Raw genomic sequence first — 16,713 nt, 5'->3', positions numbered from 1 at the left:
ATATCTCAGCCATGATCAAAATCAAAGAACTTTGCAGAAATATATTGAATGTGGATAATTTGTAACGTTCCCTGGCGCCTTGCGCGGCACTGAGGGCATGGCGCGCCCCTCGCGCCGTCAATCGAGTTGTTGCCGCGCCACCAGAATGCCGTCCGCATCGGCGTAGATCCAGTCGCCCGGATGCACGGCCACGCCGCTGATCTGCACGCGTACGTCGCGCTGGCCGGCGCCCGTCTTGCCGCTCTTGCGCGGATGCGTGGCCAGGGCGCGCACGCCGATCTGGCAGACGTTGATTTCCTCGCTGTCGCGGATACAGCCATCGACGACGATGCCGGCCCAGCCGTTGCTTTCGGCCAGCACGCCCAGCTGGCCGCCCACCAGCGCGCGGCGCAGGCTGCCGCCGCCATCGATCACCAGCACGCGGCCCTGGCCCGGCGTTTCCAGGGTGCTGCGCACGAGGGCGTTGTCCTCGAACACTTGCAAGGTGGCGGCGGGACCGCTGAAGCGCATGCGCTGGCCGTAGGCGCGGTACACGGGCGGCAGCACGGCCAGGGTGCCATCGTCCAGCATGGCCGCATAGTCGTCGCACAGGTCGGTGGTGGCAAAGGTCATGGGGACTCCTTTCGTTGCAGATGGCAACGATTCTATGCCTTTTGCAGCGCCGCGGCACGCGTTTTGCCGCCCACGCCCACGGCCGTGGCAATCGCCAGCGCCTGGAACACGCCGATGAAGACGAACAACAGGGCCGGATGGTCGCCATCCATCAGCGCGCCAAAGAACAAAGGCCCCACGGCCAGGCCGCTGTCGAGGCCCGAATACACGACGCCATACACGCGTCCCGTGGCATTCTTAGGCGCCGCCGCGCGTATCATCAGGTCGCGCGACGGCCCCGCCACGCCCGACGTCAGGCCGATGGCACCCATCAGCACGACGGCGCCCCAGGCCGGCACGACGGCCAGGGACAGCAGCACGGCCAGCAGTGCGGCGGCGGAAAAGGCGATCGCCACGTTGCGGTCCGGCTGCTTGCTGCGCGCGCCCACCACGCCGCCGGCCAGCATCCCCACAGCCGAAGCCAGCATATAGGCCGTGTAGGCACTGGTGGCCAGCGCCAGGCTCATGTCGTACAGCTTGACGAGGGCCACGCTGGCAAAGCTCTGGATGCCGCCCAGGGCGATGGCGGTAATGAAGAAGAAGGCAAAGCACATCCACACGGCGGGCAGGCGCAGGAAATCCAGGGTGCCTTCGCCGCCAGCTTGCTGACCCGCTGCGGCCTTCTTGACCGGCTCGGGGCGGATGGCGTGGCGGTTCAGGAACAGGATCAGCAGCACGGCGAACGGCAGCACGGCCGCGCACTGCAGCGCGACCCGCCAGTCGTAATGGGTGGCGACATAGGTCATGAACAGGGGTGCCAGGGCCCAGCCGATGTTGCCGCTGATGCCATGCACGGAAAAGCCGTAGGCCACGCGGGCCGCCGAGACGCGCTGGTTGAGAATGGTATAGTCGGCCGGATGGAACACGCTGTTGCCCATGCCGGCCAGCATGGCGCCCAGCATCAGCGCCGCATAGCTGTGCGCGGTGGACAGGGCCAGCGCCGACACGCCCAGCAGGAAAATGCCGGAAAACAGCACGGCGCGGGCGCCGAAGCGGTCGACGACAAAGCCGGCCAGCGCCTGGCCCACGCCCGAGATGATGAAGAACACCGTCATCAGCAGGCCCAGTTCCGCATACGACAGGTCGAAGGCGGGTTTCAGCCAGACGAACAGGGCCGCGAGGATCAGGTGGTAGAAATGCGACACGCCATGCGCCAGCCCCACCAGGGCGATGACACGCGCATCGCCGCGCAAGGAGGGAAGTTCGGATGCCGAGTTAGTTGTTATCATGTCATACCCTGTCTTATACTGGTAAAACTCAAGTGTATGCAAAATACCATCGTCTGTTTTCCGACAGGACGACATAATTTATCGAATTAAGGCCAAGCTGATGGGTGTACCTATCCTCCACCATACCCGCATGTGTCCGCCGCGGGAAGCGCCCAGCGCGACCATCCCCGTGACGATGATCGCGCGCGACCTGCAAGCCGATGAATTCTTGTTACCGCATACCCACCCCTGGGGCCAGGTCACGATGGCGCTCGAAGGCGTGCTGCGCATTACCGCCAACAACAGCAGCTGGGTGCTGCCGCCCATGCGCGCCATCTGGATCGCGCCCAACGTGGAACATGCCGTCACGATACTGGAAAAAACCCGCTTGCGCCCCCTGTGCATCCATGCGGCGCGCGCGCCGTTCGCGGGGAACGACTGCAAGGTACTGGAAGTATCGAACCTGCTGCGCCAGCTGATCATGGCGCTGGAACAGCTGGACCCGGGCCAGGAACCGGCGCGCGAGGTCTTGCTGGCCGAACTGATCCTCGATGAATTGAAACGCTCGGCCACGCGCCCCATCCGCGTCCCCTTGCCCAGCGACAAGCGCCTGAAGACCCTGTGCGACAGCCTGATCGAGAAACCGGGCTGTAACCAGACCCTGGAACACTGGGCGCAGCTGGTCGGCGCCTCGGAGCGTACCCTGGCGCGGCTGTTCGAACGGGAGTTGGGCATGAGTTTTGGCCAGTGGCGCCAGCAGGTGCGCCTGGCGCACGCGGCGCCCCTGATCGCGCGCGGCGTGCCGCTGTCGCAGGTGGCCGAAGAACTGGGCTACGCCAGCCAGTCGGCCTTTTCCGCCATGTTCAAGAAGACTTTCGGCAGTTCACCGTCGGCGTTCTTTTCCCAGGGCGAACGCTCTTAAGCCATGAAGTCGAATAAAGAGTTCTTGCCCGTATAACCGGGAAGGGCCGAGTTCGCCCCCATCTGTTCCTGGGCCGAATACGCTTTCACCAGCGCCTGCGCCTGGGCCGTCAGCGCCTTGGCCAGCACGGCTTTCTTGTTGGTCAGCGTGGTGATCTCCTTGCCGACCGTCTGCACTTCCTTGCGGATGATGCTCGTTTCGCCCGTCAGCTCGCCGATCTTGCTGGCGAACTGGTCCGCCACGCCCTTACCGTTATTGGTAAACATCTTGCTGACGGCGTCCGGATCGGCCGCGATGGCCGCCTTGAGTTTCTTGTCGTCGAGCACCAGCTCGCCGCTCTTGCCCAAGGTCACGCCGGCGCTGCCCAGTACCGACGATGGCACGCCCGTGCTGGCCGTGCGCAGCACTTGCTCCATCTGCGAACGCACCTGGCCCAGGGCCGTGTCGGATTTCAAATCGCCCTGCTGCAGGCTCTGCAACTTGCTGTTGAGCTCATTGTAGGCCGTGACGAAGCTGGCCACGTTGGTCGCGATCTGGCTGCTGTCCTTGGCGATGACGAGGTCCGTCGTGCCCTTTTTCTTCAATTCGATGGTGACGCCCTCGACGGCCGTCGTCAGGGTATTCGTGGCGCTCTTGATCTCCTTGCCGTCGACGGTCAGCAGCGCGTCCTGCGCGGCGGCCGTCTGCTGCAGGCCCTTGCCGGCGCCGGGCGCATAGCTGAGCAGGTTGCTGACGGCCGCGTCGCCGGACACGCTGATGCGCATGCTGCTGTCGGCGCCGCTCTTGCCATTGATGGCCAGCGAGTAGCCATCGGCACCCTTGACCACGCTGGCGTCGATGCCCTGCTGCTTGAGCGCGGCGGCGATGCCGTCGAGGCTATTGTTGCTGCTGTCTATCGTCAGCGAAATGATCTTGCCGCTGCCGGGCGTAAATTGCTTGCCGTCGGCCGTGCCCACTTCGATCTTGACCAGCGCCGGCGCGCCCGTGCCGATGGCCGCGCTCGACGATTTCTGCACGCCGCTCTGCAGGGTCTGCCCCTGCGCCAGCTGCTTGACGTTCAGCTCATGGCTGCCGCTGACGGCCTTGTCGGTAGTAGTGGCGCTCAGCACATCCTTGGTGGTCGACGTGGCCGACGTGGCCAGGCCGCTGCCGGCCATGTTCTTGGCCACGGTCTGGAATTTCGCCAACGCCGATTGCAGCTGACCCAGGCCCGAGAACTTGGCCTGGTCGCGCGCCAGGCTGGCATTGAGCTTGACGACGCCCGTGTTCTGCGACTGCATCTGGCGCTCCACCTTCGCATACACATCGGCCGAGATATTGCCCTGCGTCGTCTGCTGCGTGTTGTTGGTGTAAGCCCTGCTGTTGATGGTCGAATTAAACATGGTAGGCGTTCCCGTCGGGTGTAAGGTCATGGCACACGGTTCAGGTCGTGACCGCGCGCAGCGCTCGAAACGGACCGCAGGCGCGCATGGCGCGGCAAGGTCCCTCTTCTGGTTGATAATTATGCAGTATTACCGGAATATCAAAACAGCGAACAGAACAGGTTTTTCCTGACTGCAAACCCATATGCACCATTTTAGCGCATTGTACTTGCCACTCCTCTGCGGGCATGCCTCAACGCATGAATTTCGAAATGGCGCTGCTGACAGCCATGTCCAGTTGCAGGAAAGTGAGTCCCACCTTGAAACCTGCACTGCTGAAAATGCAGTGCGAGACGGACACGCGCGCCTCGATGATGTGTGCCGAGCCGTCGTAAAACAGCTCGAACAGCACCTTGCCTTGCTTGCCTGTCGGCACCGGTTCAGCGATGACGGCCGACATGCCGCCCGGCCCCACATCGAGGGTGCGCGCCGCCACGGGGCCCGCGCCATCCATTACCAACATTGCCTTGGCACGCAATATCTTGCGTGCGCCCTGCCTTTGCTCAACTGACACTGTATTCCGCTTCTCTTTCTCTATTAATTCATTGTCGATGCGGATTCACCAGGGAATCCATCGGACAAATATTATAGTTCCAAACGGAAATTTTGTTTGACTTGTCTCAAGCTTGGCATTTAAACCATACCAACTTTTACTCCAGATCGCGCAATTTATTAAACGCTTCGTCGATGCGCTCCACGCCGATGACCTTGAGGCCTTCGATGACCTGCTTCGGCAGGTTGGACTTGGGCACCACGGCCAGGGTAAAGCCCAGCTTGGCCGCTTCGCGCAAGCGCTCCTGGCCCCGTGGCGCGGGACGGATTTCGCCAGCCAGCCCCACCTCGCCGAACACCACGAGTCCCCGCGGCAAGGGCTTGTTGCGCATCGACGAATTAATCGCCAGCAACACGGCCAGATCGGCCGCCGGTTCCGTGATCTTGACGCCGCCGACGGCGTTGATGAAGACGTCCTGGTCGAAGGCGGCGATGCCCGCGTGGCGGTGCGCCACGGCCAGCAGCATGGCCAGGCGGTTCTGTTCCAGGCCGACGGACAGCCGGCGCGCATTGGGCAAGTGGCTGGTGTCGACGAGGGCCTGGATTTCCACCAGCAAGGGGCGCGTACCTTCCTGCGTCACCATCACGCACGAGCCCGGCACCTGGTTGTCGTGCTGCGACAGGAACAGGGCCGACGGGTTCGACACCCCTTTCAAGCCCTTTTCCGTCATGGCGAACACACCCAGCTCATTGACGGCGCCGAAACGGTTCTTGATGGCGCGCACGAGGCGGAAGCTGGAATGGGCATCGCCCTCGAAATACAGCACCGTGTCGACGATGTGCTCGAGCACGCGGGGGCCGGCCAGCGCGCCCTCTTTCGTCACGTGGCCGACCAGAATGATGGTCACGCCCGTCTGCTTGGCCGCGCGCGTGAGCTGCGCCGCACATTCGCGCACTTGCGCCACGGAACCGGGCGCCGAACTGAGGGCGTCCGAATACACGGTCTGGATCGAGTCGATGACCACCACTTCCGGTTTCAGGTCATTCAAGGTGGAGAGGATCTTTTCCAGCTGGATCTCCGCCTGCAATTTGAGTTCCTTGGCATCGATGACGAGGCGCTTGGCGCGCAGGGCGATCTGCGCGCCCGATTCCTCGCCGCTGACGTACAGCACGCGCTTGTGGTGCGACATGTTGGCCAGCGCCTGCAGCAGCAGGGTCGACTTGCCGATGCCGGGGTCGCCGCCGATCAGCACCACGCCGCCCGCCACCATGCCGCCGCCCAGCACGCGGTCGAATTCCTCGATGCCCGTGCCGAAACGGGGCACGTCGATGGCGTCGATATCGTCGAGCGACAGCACGGGCGCCGTCTGCGCCAGCGACATATGCTGCGGGTTCGAATAGCGGTTGTTGCCGCCCGTCTCGGGCAGGGTTTCCACCATGGTATTCCACTGGTTGCACGAGGTGCACTGCCCCATCCATTTGTTGCTGATGGCGCCGCAATCGCTGCAGGTGTAGATGGTCTTGACTTTTGCCATGGTGTACTTTGCCCGGGTAAAATGAAACAGCTGGTTATATATACAGTATATACAAACCGCGCTTCCGCGTCACCTACGCTTCGCTCACCGGTACGCGCGGCGCCAGTGCACACATCAGCTCGTAGCCGATGGTGCCGGCGGCCAGGGCCACCTCGTCGATCGGCATGCCCTGGCCCCACAGGGTGACGGCGCTGCCGACCTTGGCGCCCGGCACGTGGGTCAGGTCGACCATCAGCATATCCATCGACACCCTGCCGATCAGCCCCGTGCGCACGCCGTCGACCAGCACGGGCGTGCCTTCGGGTGCGTGGCGCGGGTAGCCGTCCGCGTAGCCGCACGCCACCACGCCCACCTTGACATTGCCGGCCGCTTCGTAGCGGCTGCCGTAGCCCACCACGTCGCCAGCGGCGATGTCCTGGATGCCGATAATGCTGCTGCGCAAGGTCATCGTGGGCAGCAAGCCGAACGCCTGCGCGGACGTGCCACCGGGAGCGCCGCTGGGCGTGCCGCCGTACAGCATGATGCCGGGGCGCACCCAGTCGCTGTCCAGATGGTGCATCAGCAGGCCGGCCGAATTGCACAGGCTGCGCGGCAGCGGCGTACCGATGCTGGACGCGCCGGCTTCGAAACGCAACATCTGCTGGGCCAAAGGCAAGCGCGTGGGCCCCGCCTCGTCCGCATTGGCGAAATGCGTCATCAGGGTGATCGTGCCGATATGCGGCATGGCGCGCAGGCGTGCATACGCGGCGGCGATGGCGTGCGGCGTGAAGCCCAGGCGGTTCATGCCCGTATTCATTTTCAGGTGCACATCGATGGCGTGCGGCAAGCGCGCCGCTTCCAGCATGGCGATCTGTTCCTCGCAATGCACGCTGCCGTTCAAGCCATATTGGGCCATGACCGGCAAATCGCTGGCATCGAAAAACCCTTCCAGCAGCAAGATGGGCTTGCGCCAGCCCAGTTCGCGCAAGCGCACGGCATAATCGACCTCGACCAGCGCTAGGCCATCGGCCTCGGCAAAGCCCCGCATGGCCCGTTCCAGGCCGTGACCATAGGCATTTGCCTTGACGACGGCCCACACCTTGGCGCCGCGGGCGCCGGCACGGGCGCGCGCCAGATTGTGTTGCATGGCATCGAGATGGATGGTGGCGAGGAGTGGCCTGGGCATAAGCGTGACACACGGCAAGTGGGAAAGCCGTATTTTACCGGATGCGCAGTATGCGGACACTGCAGACACCCCAAGGTCGCATGCAGAGGACATCATTTATAAAATGCTCACATGTATGTGTATTTTTCTACGGCAGAATAATTAAGCTTCGCTTAGGCAAGACTATGCAAAGCAGCCCCGTCCAAACTTGGGGTTTGCCGTTTTTTCGTGGTATAAAGCAAGCCAGATATGATTTCAGGCATTCCAGAATGAATCGTGGTTTTTATACCATCATGGCGGCGCAGTTCTTTTCCTCGCTGGCCGATAACGCCCTCTTTTTTGTCGCCGTCGATTTATTGGTGTCCATGAAATCCCCGGCGTGGATCACGCCGCTACTTAAATTATCGTTCGTGCTGTTTTACGTGCTGTTGGCCGCTTTTGTCGGCGCCTTCGCGGATGCTTTGCCGAAAGGCAAGGTCATGTTCATCGCCAACATGGTCAAGATCTTTGGCTGCGCCCTCGTCTTCTTCCACGTGCATCCGCTGCTGGCCTACGCCGTCGTCGGTTTTGGCGCGGCCGTGTATTCGCCCGCCAAGTACGGCATCCTGACGGAACTGCTGCCGCCGGAAAAGCTCGTGGCGGCGAATGGCTGGATCGAAGGCTTGACCGTCACTTCCATCATCCTCGGCACCGTCATGGGCGGCGCGCTCGTCAGCGGCCACGTGTCCGACATGCTGCTCGCCATCGACATCCCCCTGATCGACACCGGCATCACCAACAAGACGGAAGCGGCCTTGTGCGTCGTGGTCGGCATCTATGCGCTGGCAACCCTGGCCAACCTGAAGATTCCCGACACAGGCTGCGTGTATCCGCACCAGGAACGCAATCCTATCAAACTGATCACCGATTTTGCCAATTGCTATTCCATCCTGTGGAAAGACAAGCTGGGCCAGATCACCCTGGCCGTGACGACCCTGTTCTGGGGCGCCGGCGCCACCTTGCAGCTGATCGTGCTGGAATGGGCCAAGCAATCGCTGAACATGCCGTTCGACAAGGCGACCAGCCTGGTGGGCGTGGTCGCCATCGGCGTGGCCGCCGGCGCCGTGCTGTCGGCGCGCTTCATACCCCTGCGCAAGTCGCTGACCGTCATTCCGCTCGGTATCGCCATGGGCGTGATCGTCATGATGATGACGCAAGTGCACTCCGTGTGGATCGCCTACCCGCTGCTGGTCCTGATCGGCGCCCTGTCCGGCTTCTTCGTCGTGCCGATGAATGCCCTGCTGCAACATCGCGGCCACGTCCTGATGAGTGCGGGCCATTCCATCGCCGTGCAGAACTTCAATGAAAACCTGTCGATTCTCACCATGCTGGCCGTGTATTCGATCATGATCCGTCTGCACCTGCCGCTCAACATCATCATCACCCTGTTCGGCCTGTTCGTCGCCGGCACCATGTACGCCATCATGCGCAAGCACAAGCTGAACCAGGCTGAGCATGACAATCTGTCGCTGATTGGCGAGCAAAAGCATTAACTTCTGGGGTCTGACCCGCCGGGTCTGACCCCAACATTACCCAGGCAGCGCGCCTGTCAGCCGCCGCGCGGCAGCCTGCTGCGTCCAGTCATGCGGCACGACAAAACCGCGCGTGCGCTCCACTTCCCAGCCTTCGACAGTATCCACGGTGGCCACCATCACCGGTTGCGCCAGATCAAACAACTGCGCGCGCAAGGCCTCCACGTCCAGCACGTCCACATCGCGGCCCTTGAACGGCGCCAGCCATTGCAGGCGCGGCAGCACGACATAGCGTTGCTGCGGCAATTGTGCGGGGGTGCACCAGAAACCATGACCATGCTCCGGGGAAATGCCGTCCATGGCGGGCGTCACGCCTGCCGCATAAAACAGCCAGCCCTTGACGAGCGCCTGCGCCGCGCGCACGGGCTGCGCCAGCAGGCTTTGCGCGGCCGGATGGCGGGACAGGGCCAGTTGCTTGTCGAGAATCTTGCGCATCTTCAAGCCCAGGGTGTCGGCCAGGTTGGGGCCGATCAAGTGGTTGAAGACGCCTGGATCGGGCGCCCCTTCCAGCAGGTAGAACTTGGTGGCAAATTCCCAGTGCAACAATTCATTCTCGTCACGCAGCAGGAAATCGAACTCGCCCACCGTGTCGTTGCGGTTCACCTGCACTTGCAAGCCATGCGCAGCCAGCAAGCCATGTTGCTCAAAATAAAAGGCCAGCAGCTTTTCAGCGTACAGGCCCAGGCGGGAATAGAATTTCGGCCCCAGCGCCGCATCGAGCGGCGACGGATCGTCCTGCAGCGCGCCCAGCCACGCCGCCACGACAGGCGTGACGGCAGGCAGACTGGCGACGCGCCCGCCCCAGTGGAGGCTGGACGGGTCCAGCAAGTCGGGCGAGTCGAGCAGCCAGGCCAGCGCACGCACGCGGGGGTGCGTCAGACGTCCCCAGCGCTGCTCGAAGCGGACCTGAAATGTCTCAACCACCGTGCGTGCTTTTCGCCAGACACAAATCGGCCCAGGCGCGCGCCTTGGCCTTGCCCGTCCCGTCCTGCAACAGTTGCTCTGGGTGGAAGGTAGCCACGACGGACGCACTGCCCAGCTGGCGCACCTTGCCCCGTACGGGCTTTTCGCCGGGATTGATGCCGGCAGCGGCCATCGAACCGAGCGTCAAAATAGTGCGCGGCTGCAGCAGGGCCAGTTCACGGTCGAAATACGGACGGCAGGCGGCGGACTCGGCCTCGGTGGGCAAGCGTTCCTGGCCCGCCTCGTCGAGCGGACGGCATTTCAGCAAGTGGGTAATATAGACATCGCTGTCCGCATCGACGGCGATGGCTTTCAGCATATTGTCGAGCAATTTGCCCTGTTCGCCCGGCAAGGCGCGCCCTTCCCGCTCTTCCAGCCGGGATGGGCTGCTGGCCAGCATCAGCCAGGCACCTTGGCGGTCGCCACGGCCCATGACGACGCCCTTGCGCGTCTTGCACAAGTCGCAGCGCGCGCATTTGGCCACGGCGGCCGTCAAGCCATCCCAGTCGAGGGCGGCGATATCGGCATCGCTGAGCTGCCTGGCGGGCGGCGGTGGCGGCGCGTCGTCGAACCAGGCAGTGTCGTCGGGCGCGGCGGCAGGCACTGGCGTAACGGCAACGGCGACGGGCGCCTCGGCCCTTAGCTCCGCGACCACCTCGGTCACTGCTTCAACGGCTTCAACGGCCTCGGCCACGGGCTCCGCCACGACGACTTCCACCTCCACGGCAGCCTCGACGACAATATCCACGACCTCGGGCGCCACGCCCTGGCGCAAGCGCCACAATGGCCCCACGCCCATTTCATCGAGGAAAACGGCGCTGCGGCTCATAAGGTATAACGCATCACGATGGCGTCCTCACGTTGCGAGTTGCTGGCCGGATAGTATCCCTTGCGCCGGCCTATCTGTTCAAATCCATAACGCTGGTAAATATCGAGTGCGCGCGTATTCGACGGGCGCACTTCCAGCAGCACCGATTCCATGCCCAGTTGGCGCGCGCAGGCGCAGGACTGGTTCAGCAGGAAGCGGCCCAGTCCCTGGCCCTGGATGGCGCCCTCGACGGCCACGTTCAGCAAGTGCGCCTCGTCGACGACCAGCATCAGCAAAAAGTAGCCGAGCAAGGTGCCGTCCACGTCGCGCAGCACCCAGGCCGGGTAGCCGCTCTGGAGGGAATCGACGAAGTTGCCGTGCGTCCAGGGATGCGGATACACGCGCCGTTCCAGCGCCAGCACTTCCTCCAAGTCCGCTTCCCGCATCGGCTGATAATCAAGGCGCAGCAAGTCCCAGCCTGCGGTCTTGTCCTTGCCCGCTTCCATCATTGCGCCGACTCCGCAGCGGCCTTGGCCTGTTGCATGTCGAGGCGCTCGGCACTGGTATAAGCGATCTTGTTGCGCAAATACAAAGGCTGCGCCTCGGCCGCCGTCACGCACTGGCCGGCGGCAAAGGCGATGCGCGCCAGCTGCGCCACTTGCACGGCGTGCGGCATGATGGCGGCATCGGCCGTGGCGGCGCACGGCAGCGCGGCCAGCGCTTCGGCATAGGCGCCAAAGCCGTTGCCGCAACCAACCACGTCGCCTTGCGGCGCCACGCCGGCCGGCGCGCTCAGGGCCGGCGGCAGGACGGCCTGTAAACCATTTTGATAGTCATATTGCGCCCAGTACACTTCGCCCATGCGGGCGTCGAGCACGGTCACGATGCGCTGCGCGCCATGCTGCTGGTGGCAGGCGAGCGCCATGGCGTCGAGCGTGACGACGGGCACGACGGGCAGCTTGGCGCCGTAGGCCAGGCCTTGCGCGATACCGCAGGCCGTGCGCACGCCCGTAAACGAGCCGGGGCCGGAGCCGTAGGCGATGGCGTCGACGTCGGCCAGGGTCACGCCCGCTTCGGCCAGCAATTCCTGCACCATCGGCAAGATCGACTGGGAATGGGTGCGCACGCCCGACGAGGCGCGGGACAGGACGACATCGCCGCACAACAAGGCGCAGGACGCGAGTTCGGACGATGTTTCAATGGCAAGCAGGGTGGGAAGTAAGGTAGACATAGCGTATTTTACCTTGCCAAGCCCGGGAGCGACATGCCGTGCAGGTCAACAACGCCCACTTGCACAGCCCGCGCCCGAGGACGGCTATAATAAAAGGCTAAGCTGATTGCTTGACCGGCGTCATTGCGCAATGCCAGGCAATCCATACGCGACACTATCACCCCACTCTTGCCCTGGTCCGCTCCGTGAATCCACTTCTTGCTAAACTGCAACCATATCCCTTCGAAAAGCTGCGCCAGCTGTTTGCCGGCGTGACGGTCAATCCCGAGTACGCGCCCATCAGCCTGGGCATGGGCGAACCCAAGCACCCGACGCCAGCCTTCATCGAGCAGGCGCTGGTCGACAATATCCACGGCCTGGCCAGCTATCCGACCACCATCGGTTCGGAAGCCTTGCGTACCGCCATCGCCGGCTGGCTCGAGCGCCGCTATGGCATCCCCAAGCTCAATCCTGCCACGCAAATCCTGCCCGTGAACGGTTCGCGCGAAGCGCTGTTTGCGCTGGCGCAAACGGTGATCGATCCGTCGGCCGGTTCGCTCGTGATCAGCCCGAATCCGTTCTACCAGATCTATGAAGGCGCGGCCTATCTGGCCGGCGCCGAACCGTATTTCGTCAATTCCGACCCGGCGCGCAATTTCGGCTGCGATTACGACAGCGTGCCCGCCTCGGTATGGGAAAAGGTCAAGCTGCTGTTCCTGTGTTCGCCGGGCAATCCGACGGGCGCCGTGCTGACCCTGACGGACTGGGAACACCTGTTCGCCCTGTCCGAGCGCTATGACTTCGTCATCGCCGCCGACGAGTGCTATTCCGAGATCTACCACGGCGACACGCCTCCGCTGGGCGCGCTGCAGGCGGCGCACATGCTGGGCCTGTCCACCATCGAGCGCCCGTATGCGCGCCTGGTGGTGTTTTCCAGCCTGTCGAAGCGCTCGAACGTGCCGGGCATGCGCTCGGGCTTTGTCGCCGGCGACGCGGAAGTACTGAAAAAATTCCTGCTCTACCGAACCTACCACGGCGGCGCCATGAGCCCCGCCGTGCAGGCGGCCTCCGTCGCGGCCTGGAACGACGAAACCCATGTCGAGGAAAATCGCGCCAAGTACCGCGCCAAGTTCGACGCCATCACGCCGCTGCTGCAATCGGTGATGGACGTGCAATTGCCGGACGCCGGCTTCTACCTGTGGGCCGACGTCAGCCGCACGGGACTGTCCGACACCGAATTCGCGCAACGCCTGTACGCCGAATATAATGTCACGGTATTGCCTGGCAGCTACCTGGCGCGCGACGCGCACGGCATCAATCCGGGCCGCAACCGCATCCGCATGGCCCTGGTGGCCGAAACGGCCGAAGGGCTGGAAGCGGCGTTGCGCATAGTAAAATTCTGCCAGCAGCTTTCCGCATCCGCATCAACCAACTAAATGAACAAGACATCATCATGAGCCAACAACTGCAAACCATCATCGACCAGGCCTGGGAAAACCGCGCCGAGATCAATCCGCGCAACGGCACGGCCGAACTGCGCGACGCCGTCTCCCACGTCATCAATGGCCTGGACAACGGCAGCATCCGCGTGGCGGAAAAAACCTCGGGCGACTGGGTCGTCAACCAGTGGGTCAAGAAAGCCGTGCTGCTGTCGTTCCGCCTGGAAGACAACGTCGTCCTGCCATCGGATGGCACGATGCAGTTCTACGACAAGGTGCCGACCAAGTTCGCCAACTACACGGCCGAAGACTTCGCCAAGGGCGGTTTCCGCGTGGTGCCGCCGGCCGTCGCCCGCCGCGGCAGCTTCATCGCCAAGAACGTCGTGCTGATGCCGTCCTACGTCAACATCGGCGCCTACGTCGATGAAGGCGCCATGGTCGACACCTGGGCCACCGTCGGTTCCTGCGCGCAGATCGGCAAGAACGTCCACCTGTCCGGCGGCGTCGGCATCGGCGGCGTGCTGGAACCGATGCAAGCGAACCCGACCATCATCGAAGACAACTGCTTCATCGGCGCCCGTTCGGAAATCGTCGAAGGCGTGATCGTCGAAGAAAACTCGGTCATCTCGATGGGCGTGTACATCGGCCAGTCGACCAAGATCTACGACCGTGCCACGGGCGAAGTGACCTACGGCCGCGTGCCGGCCGGCTCCGTCGTGGTCTCGGGCAACCTGCCTTCGGAAGACGGCAAGTACTCGCTGTACTGCGCCGTGATCGTCAAGCGCGTCGATGCAAAAACCCGCGCGAAAACGGGCATCAACGAATTGCTGCGCGGTATTTAATCAGCGTGCTGTAAGGCATTAGTAAGACCTGAATGTCCCGCTCCGGCGGGACATTTTCATTTCTAGAACACAAACTCAATCGTCGCGCAGCCCTTCCCCATCCTGTCCTATACTGGATGCATGAATACTCCTCCCGTATTGATCGTCGGCGCCGGTCCTACCGGCCTCATGCTTGCCTTGCGCCTGGCGCGCCATGGCGTCGATTGCCGCATCATCGATAAAAACAGCGGGCCGGGCCAGGCGTCGCGGGCCATGGCCGTGCATGCGCGCACCCTGGAGTTTTACCAGCAGCTGGGCTTTGCCGACGAACTGGTCAGCCTGGGCATCAAGATCAATGCCATGCACATCCATGAAGGCGGCGAGGAGCTGGTGAAACTGGCGCTGGGCGAGATCGGCGAAGGACTGAGTCCCTATCCTTTCGTGCTGAGCCTGCCCCAGGACGAGCATGAACGCTTTCTGATCAGCAAGCTGGCGGCGGCCGGCGTGCACGTGGAATGGAACGTCACGCTGGACTTGTGGACGCAGGACGATAGCGAAGTGCAAGCCATCCTGCTCAACAATGGCGAACGCCAATATTGCACGTTTGACTATATCTGCGGCTGCGACGGCGCCCGCAGCAAGGTGCGCGAGATCGCCGGCTTCGAGTTCTCGGGCGGTACCTACGACCACCTGTACTATGTGGCCGACGCGCAAGTGGCCGGCAGCAATACGGATCTGCACGCCCACCTGGGTGCGAACGCGTTCGCGCTGATGTTGCCCGTGCGCACCAGCGGCATGCAGCGCCTGATCGGCATCCTGCCCGACCGTCCCGATGGCGCGCCGGCGCCCGTCTTCGACGACGTGCGCGGCGACGTGGAAACCTTGCTGGGCATCCACGTCGAACACGTGAACTGGTTTTCCACCTATAAAGTCCATCACCGGGTGGCAGGCCAGTTCCGTGCGCGGCGCTGCTTCATCCTCGGCGACGCGGCCCATTTGCACAGCCCCGTGGGCGGCCAGGGCATGAACACGGGCCTGGGCGACGCCGTCAACCTGGCCTGGAAACTGGCGCAAAAGCTGCATGGCCAGAGCAACGACGCCCTGCTCGATACCTATGAAAGCGAGCGCATCGTGTTTGCCCGCAAGCTCGTCGCCACAACCGACCGCGCCTTCCAGGCCATCGTCGCGCAGGGCATGGCCGGGCAATTCCTGCGCCGTTGGCTGGTGCCGCACGCGCTGCCCTTCCTGTCCGGCTTCGCGCGGGCGCGCCGCTTGCTGTTCAAGACCGTGTCGCAAATCGAGATCAGCTATGAAGACAGCGCTTTGTCCGCCGGCCACGCGGAATACCTGCGCGGCGGCGACCGCCTGCCGTGGTTCTCGGACGGCACGCAAGACAATTTTATCGCCCTGCGCAGCATGGATTGGCAATTGCACATCTACGGCGAGCCTGCGCCCGAGCTGCTCGACGAGGCGCGCGTGCTGAAACTGCCCGTGCATTGCTATACCTATAACGTGGCCGCCAAGCTGGCCGGCCTGGGCCGCGACGCCGCCTACCTCGTACGCCCCGACGGCCACATCGCGCTGGCCCTGCATCTGCAGGAAAGCGGCGCCCTGCGCGCCCTGGCCTTGCGGCTGGGCCTGCATTTCGGTCCTGCCGAACCGGGCAAGGCGGCGCCACGGCCCGTGTAGGCCGCCGCACTCAAGGTTTGTGACAAGTCAAAGCGTGGATATTTAATCTCCTTGCTTTGTTTGCTTTGTTTGACTTCGTGTCCTATGCTGAAACATGCATTGCAAGGAGTTGGCCATGTCAAACACATCAAACACACGTCGCCCTGCCAGCAATGGCGACACCAGCACAATTGATGAGGCAGCCCCCGAAGCCCCGCAGGCTCCAGCCGCGCCCTCGCTGGCCAGGCAGCTGGCGGATACACTGGCTGCCAGCGCCACCGGCTTGCGCTTCAATATTGCGCAAGACACTTTCCAGGAGGCTTATGCATCGCTGCTGGACGCCGTGCCGCGTGACGACCGGCCCGCGCTGCTGGCGCAAATGCGGCGCGATCTCGATATCGTGGCCGAGCGCGAGCTGAGCATGGCTTCCGGCAACCATACGCAGACAGACCACGTCAGCACCCGGCAATTCATGCGCGGCCTGGAACAGCAGGAAAGCCAGCAGCGTGAAAAAGACGTGGCCTCGCACAGCTTGCTATCTGGCCCCGAATTGCGTGCCCGGCTGGCAGTCACGCCGCAGGCACTCAGTGCGGCACTGAAAGCCAGACGCCTGTTCGCCTTGCGCGGCGCCTCCGGCGAATATGTTTACCCGGCATTTTTCGCCGATCCCCGCCATGATCGCCACACCCTGGAAAAAATCAGCAAAATTCTCGGCGACTTGCCCGGCGCCGCCAAATGGGACTTTTTTACCGTCCCGCGCCTGTCGCTGGGCGGCAAGTCGCCGCTGGAAGCCTTGGCCAAAGGCAAACTCGATGCCGTGATGGCGGCCGCCCGCGCCTACGCTGACGAATAACAACACT

16 protein-coding genes are annotated in these 16,713 nt (G+C 63.2%); 6 read left to right on the top strand and 10 right to left on the bottom strand.

Going from position 1 to position 16,713, the window contains the following annotated elements; genetic code table 11:
- Window positions 1-117: 117 nt before the first annotated feature.
- Entirely contained in the window at window positions 118-612 is a 495-nt protein-coding gene (rraA, locus tag ACQ4WQ_RS04540) for a ribonuclease E activity regulator RraA (protein WP_436494971.1), read from the bottom strand.
- Window positions 613-644: 32 nt separating this feature from the next.
- The gene (locus ACQ4WQ_RS04535) at window positions 645-1,880 is read right to left on the bottom strand and encodes an MFS transporter (RefSeq protein ID WP_436494969.1); all 1,236 of its coding nucleotides are present in this window, start codon (window positions 1,878-1,880) and stop codon (window positions 645-647) included.
- A gap of 100 nt (window positions 1,881-1,980) precedes the next feature.
- Here ACQ4WQ_RS04535 and ACQ4WQ_RS04530 point away from each other — a divergent pair, with 100 nt between their 5' ends.
- Complete coding sequence (locus tag ACQ4WQ_RS04530; RefSeq protein ID WP_436494967.1) at window positions 1,981-2,781, top strand: AraC family transcriptional regulator; 801 nt, start codon at window positions 1,981-1,983, stop codon at window positions 2,779-2,781.
- Here ACQ4WQ_RS04530 and fliD read toward each other — a convergent pair.
- The 4 genes from fliD to alr form a co-directional block, all read right to left on the bottom strand.
- A complete protein-coding gene (fliD, locus tag ACQ4WQ_RS04525; RefSeq protein WP_436494965.1) occupies window positions 2,778-4,163 on the bottom strand; it encodes a flagellar filament capping protein FliD in 1,386 nt (461 codons plus the stop codon). The genes ACQ4WQ_RS04530 and fliD overlap by 4 nt on opposite strands.
- Window positions 4,164-4,395: 232 nt before the next feature.
- A complete protein-coding gene (locus ACQ4WQ_RS04520) occupies window positions 4,396-4,716 on the bottom strand; it encodes a PilZ domain-containing protein (protein ID WP_436494963.1) in 321 nt (106 codons plus the stop codon).
- 136 nt (window positions 4,717-4,852) lie between these two features.
- Window positions 4,853-6,229 (bottom strand): DNA repair protein RadA, encoded by a 1,377-nt coding sequence (gene radA / locus ACQ4WQ_RS04515; RefSeq protein WP_046683923.1) that lies wholly within the window; start codon window positions 6,227-6,229, stop codon window positions 4,853-4,855.
- A gap of 73 nt (window positions 6,230-6,302) precedes the next feature.
- A complete protein-coding gene (gene alr, locus ACQ4WQ_RS04510) occupies window positions 6,303-7,394 on the bottom strand; it encodes an alanine racemase (RefSeq protein WP_436494961.1) in 1,092 nt (363 codons plus the stop codon).
- Between the two features lie 248 nt (window positions 7,395-7,642).
- Here alr and lplT point away from each other — a divergent pair, with 248 nt between their 5' ends.
- Complete coding sequence (lplT, locus tag ACQ4WQ_RS04505; protein ID WP_326457901.1) at window positions 7,643-8,905, top strand: lysophospholipid transporter LplT; 1,263 nt, start codon at window positions 7,643-7,645, stop codon at window positions 8,903-8,905.
- Between the two features lie 36 nt (window positions 8,906-8,941).
- Here lplT and ACQ4WQ_RS04500 read toward each other — a convergent pair whose 3' ends face one another.
- Genes ACQ4WQ_RS04500 through tsaB form a run of 4 tightly spaced genes read right to left on the bottom strand, consistent with a single transcriptional unit; the run spans window position 8,942 to window position 11,946 of the window.
- The gene (locus ACQ4WQ_RS04500; RefSeq protein WP_436494959.1) at window positions 8,942-9,868 is read right to left on the bottom strand and encodes a DUF1853 family protein; all 927 of its coding nucleotides are present in this window, start codon (window positions 9,866-9,868) and stop codon (window positions 8,942-8,944) included.
- On the bottom strand, window positions 9,861-10,736 hold the full coding sequence (locus ACQ4WQ_RS04495) for a uracil-DNA glycosylase (RefSeq protein ID WP_436494957.1): 876 nt from the start codon (window positions 10,734-10,736) through the stop codon (window positions 9,861-9,863). Before ACQ4WQ_RS04495 ends, ACQ4WQ_RS04500 begins: the two co-directional genes overlap by 8 nt.
- Window positions 10,733-11,221 carry a ribosomal protein S18-alanine N-acetyltransferase gene (gene rimI / locus ACQ4WQ_RS04490; RefSeq protein ID WP_436495956.1) on the bottom strand — a complete coding sequence of 163 codons (489 nt, stop codon included), beginning with the start codon at window positions 11,219-11,221 and terminating at the stop codon, window positions 10,733-10,735. The genes ACQ4WQ_RS04495 and rimI overlap by 4 nt, the downstream gene beginning before the upstream one ends.
- Window positions 11,221-11,946: a tRNA (adenosine(37)-N6)-threonylcarbamoyltransferase complex dimerization subunit type 1 TsaB gene (tsaB, locus tag ACQ4WQ_RS04485; protein WP_436494955.1), complete on the bottom strand. Its 726-nt coding sequence runs from the start codon at window positions 11,944-11,946 to the stop codon at window positions 11,221-11,223. The genes rimI and tsaB overlap by 1 nt, the downstream gene beginning before the upstream one ends.
- A 185-nt stretch (window positions 11,947-12,131) precedes the next feature.
- On the opposite strand from tsaB, the gene dapC reads away from it, so the two are divergent.
- The 4 genes from dapC (at window position 12,132) to ACQ4WQ_RS04465 (ending at window position 16,706) form a co-directional block, all read left to right on the top strand.
- On the top strand, window positions 12,132-13,361 hold the full coding sequence (dapC, locus tag ACQ4WQ_RS04480) for a succinyldiaminopimelate transaminase (RefSeq protein WP_436494953.1): 1,230 nt from the start codon (window positions 12,132-12,134) through the stop codon (window positions 13,359-13,361).
- Between the two features lie 17 nt (window positions 13,362-13,378).
- Window positions 13,379-14,206 (top strand): 2,3,4,5-tetrahydropyridine-2,6-dicarboxylate N-succinyltransferase, encoded by an 828-nt coding sequence (gene dapD, locus ACQ4WQ_RS04475; protein WP_070223998.1) that lies wholly within the window; start codon window positions 13,379-13,381, stop codon window positions 14,204-14,206.
- Between the two features lie 120 nt (window positions 14,207-14,326).
- Window positions 14,327-15,874 (top strand): FAD-dependent oxidoreductase, encoded by a 1,548-nt coding sequence (locus ACQ4WQ_RS04470; protein ID WP_436494951.1) that lies wholly within the window; start codon window positions 14,327-14,329, stop codon window positions 15,872-15,874.
- A gap of 115 nt (window positions 15,875-15,989) precedes the next feature.
- Window positions 15,990-16,706 carry a hypothetical protein gene (locus ACQ4WQ_RS04465; protein WP_436494949.1) on the top strand — a complete coding sequence of 239 codons (717 nt, stop codon included), beginning with the start codon at window positions 15,990-15,992 and terminating at the stop codon, window positions 16,704-16,706.
- The last annotated feature ends 7 nt before the right edge of the window (window positions 16,707-16,713 follow it).

The organism is Janthinobacterium goodfellowi, from assembly GCF_051380695.1.
In the GTDB taxonomy this organism is placed as follows: domain Bacteria; phylum Pseudomonadota; class Gammaproteobacteria; order Burkholderiales; family Burkholderiaceae_D; genus Janthinobacterium.
The sequence above is the reverse complement of the archived record's forward strand: the minus strand, read 5'-3'. Positions and strand labels throughout refer to the sequence as shown.

What these genes read in the sequence shown, in the direction of transcription:
- lplT (WP_326457901.1), top strand. Translation starts at nt 7,643, where the DNA reads ATGAATCGTGGTTTTTATACCATCATGGCGGCGCAGTTCTTTTCCTCG.
- fliD (WP_436494965.1), bottom strand. Translation starts at nt 4,163, where the DNA reads ATGTTTAATTCGACCATCAACAGCAGGGCTTACACCAACAACACGCAG.
- alr (WP_436494961.1), bottom strand. Translation starts at nt 7,394, where the DNA reads ATGCCCAGGCCACTCCTCGCCACCATCCATCTCGATGCCATGCAACAC.
- rimI (WP_436495956.1), bottom strand. Translation starts at nt 11,221, where the DNA reads ATGGAAGCGGGCAAGGACAAGACCGCAGGCTGGGACTTGCTGCGCCTT.
- ACQ4WQ_RS04470 (WP_436494951.1), top strand. Translation starts at nt 14,327, where the DNA reads ATGAATACTCCTCCCGTATTGATCGTCGGCGCCGGTCCTACCGGCCTC.
- ACQ4WQ_RS04535 (WP_436494969.1), bottom strand. Translation starts at nt 1,880, where the DNA reads ATGATAACAACTAACTCGGCATCCGAACTTCCCTCCTTGCGCGGCGAT.
- ACQ4WQ_RS04530 (WP_436494967.1), top strand. Translation starts at nt 1,981, where the DNA reads ATGGGTGTACCTATCCTCCACCATACCCGCATGTGTCCGCCGCGGGAA.
- ACQ4WQ_RS04495 (WP_436494957.1), bottom strand. Translation starts at nt 10,736, where the DNA reads ATGAGCCGCAGCGCCGTTTTCCTCGATGAAATGGGCGTGGGGCCATTG.
- radA (WP_046683923.1), bottom strand. Translation starts at nt 6,229, where the DNA reads ATGGCAAAAGTCAAGACCATCTACACCTGCAGCGATTGCGGCGCCATC.
- rraA (WP_436494971.1), bottom strand. Translation starts at nt 612, where the DNA reads ATGACCTTTGCCACCACCGACCTGTGCGACGACTATGCGGCCATGCTG.
- ACQ4WQ_RS04465 (WP_436494949.1), top strand. Translation starts at nt 15,990, where the DNA reads ATGTCAAACACATCAAACACACGTCGCCCTGCCAGCAATGGCGACACC.
- dapD (WP_070223998.1), top strand. Translation starts at nt 13,379, where the DNA reads ATGAGCCAACAACTGCAAACCATCATCGACCAGGCCTGGGAAAACCGC.
- tsaB (WP_436494955.1), bottom strand. Translation starts at nt 11,946, where the DNA reads ATGTCTACCTTACTTCCCACCCTGCTTGCCATTGAAACATCGTCCGAA.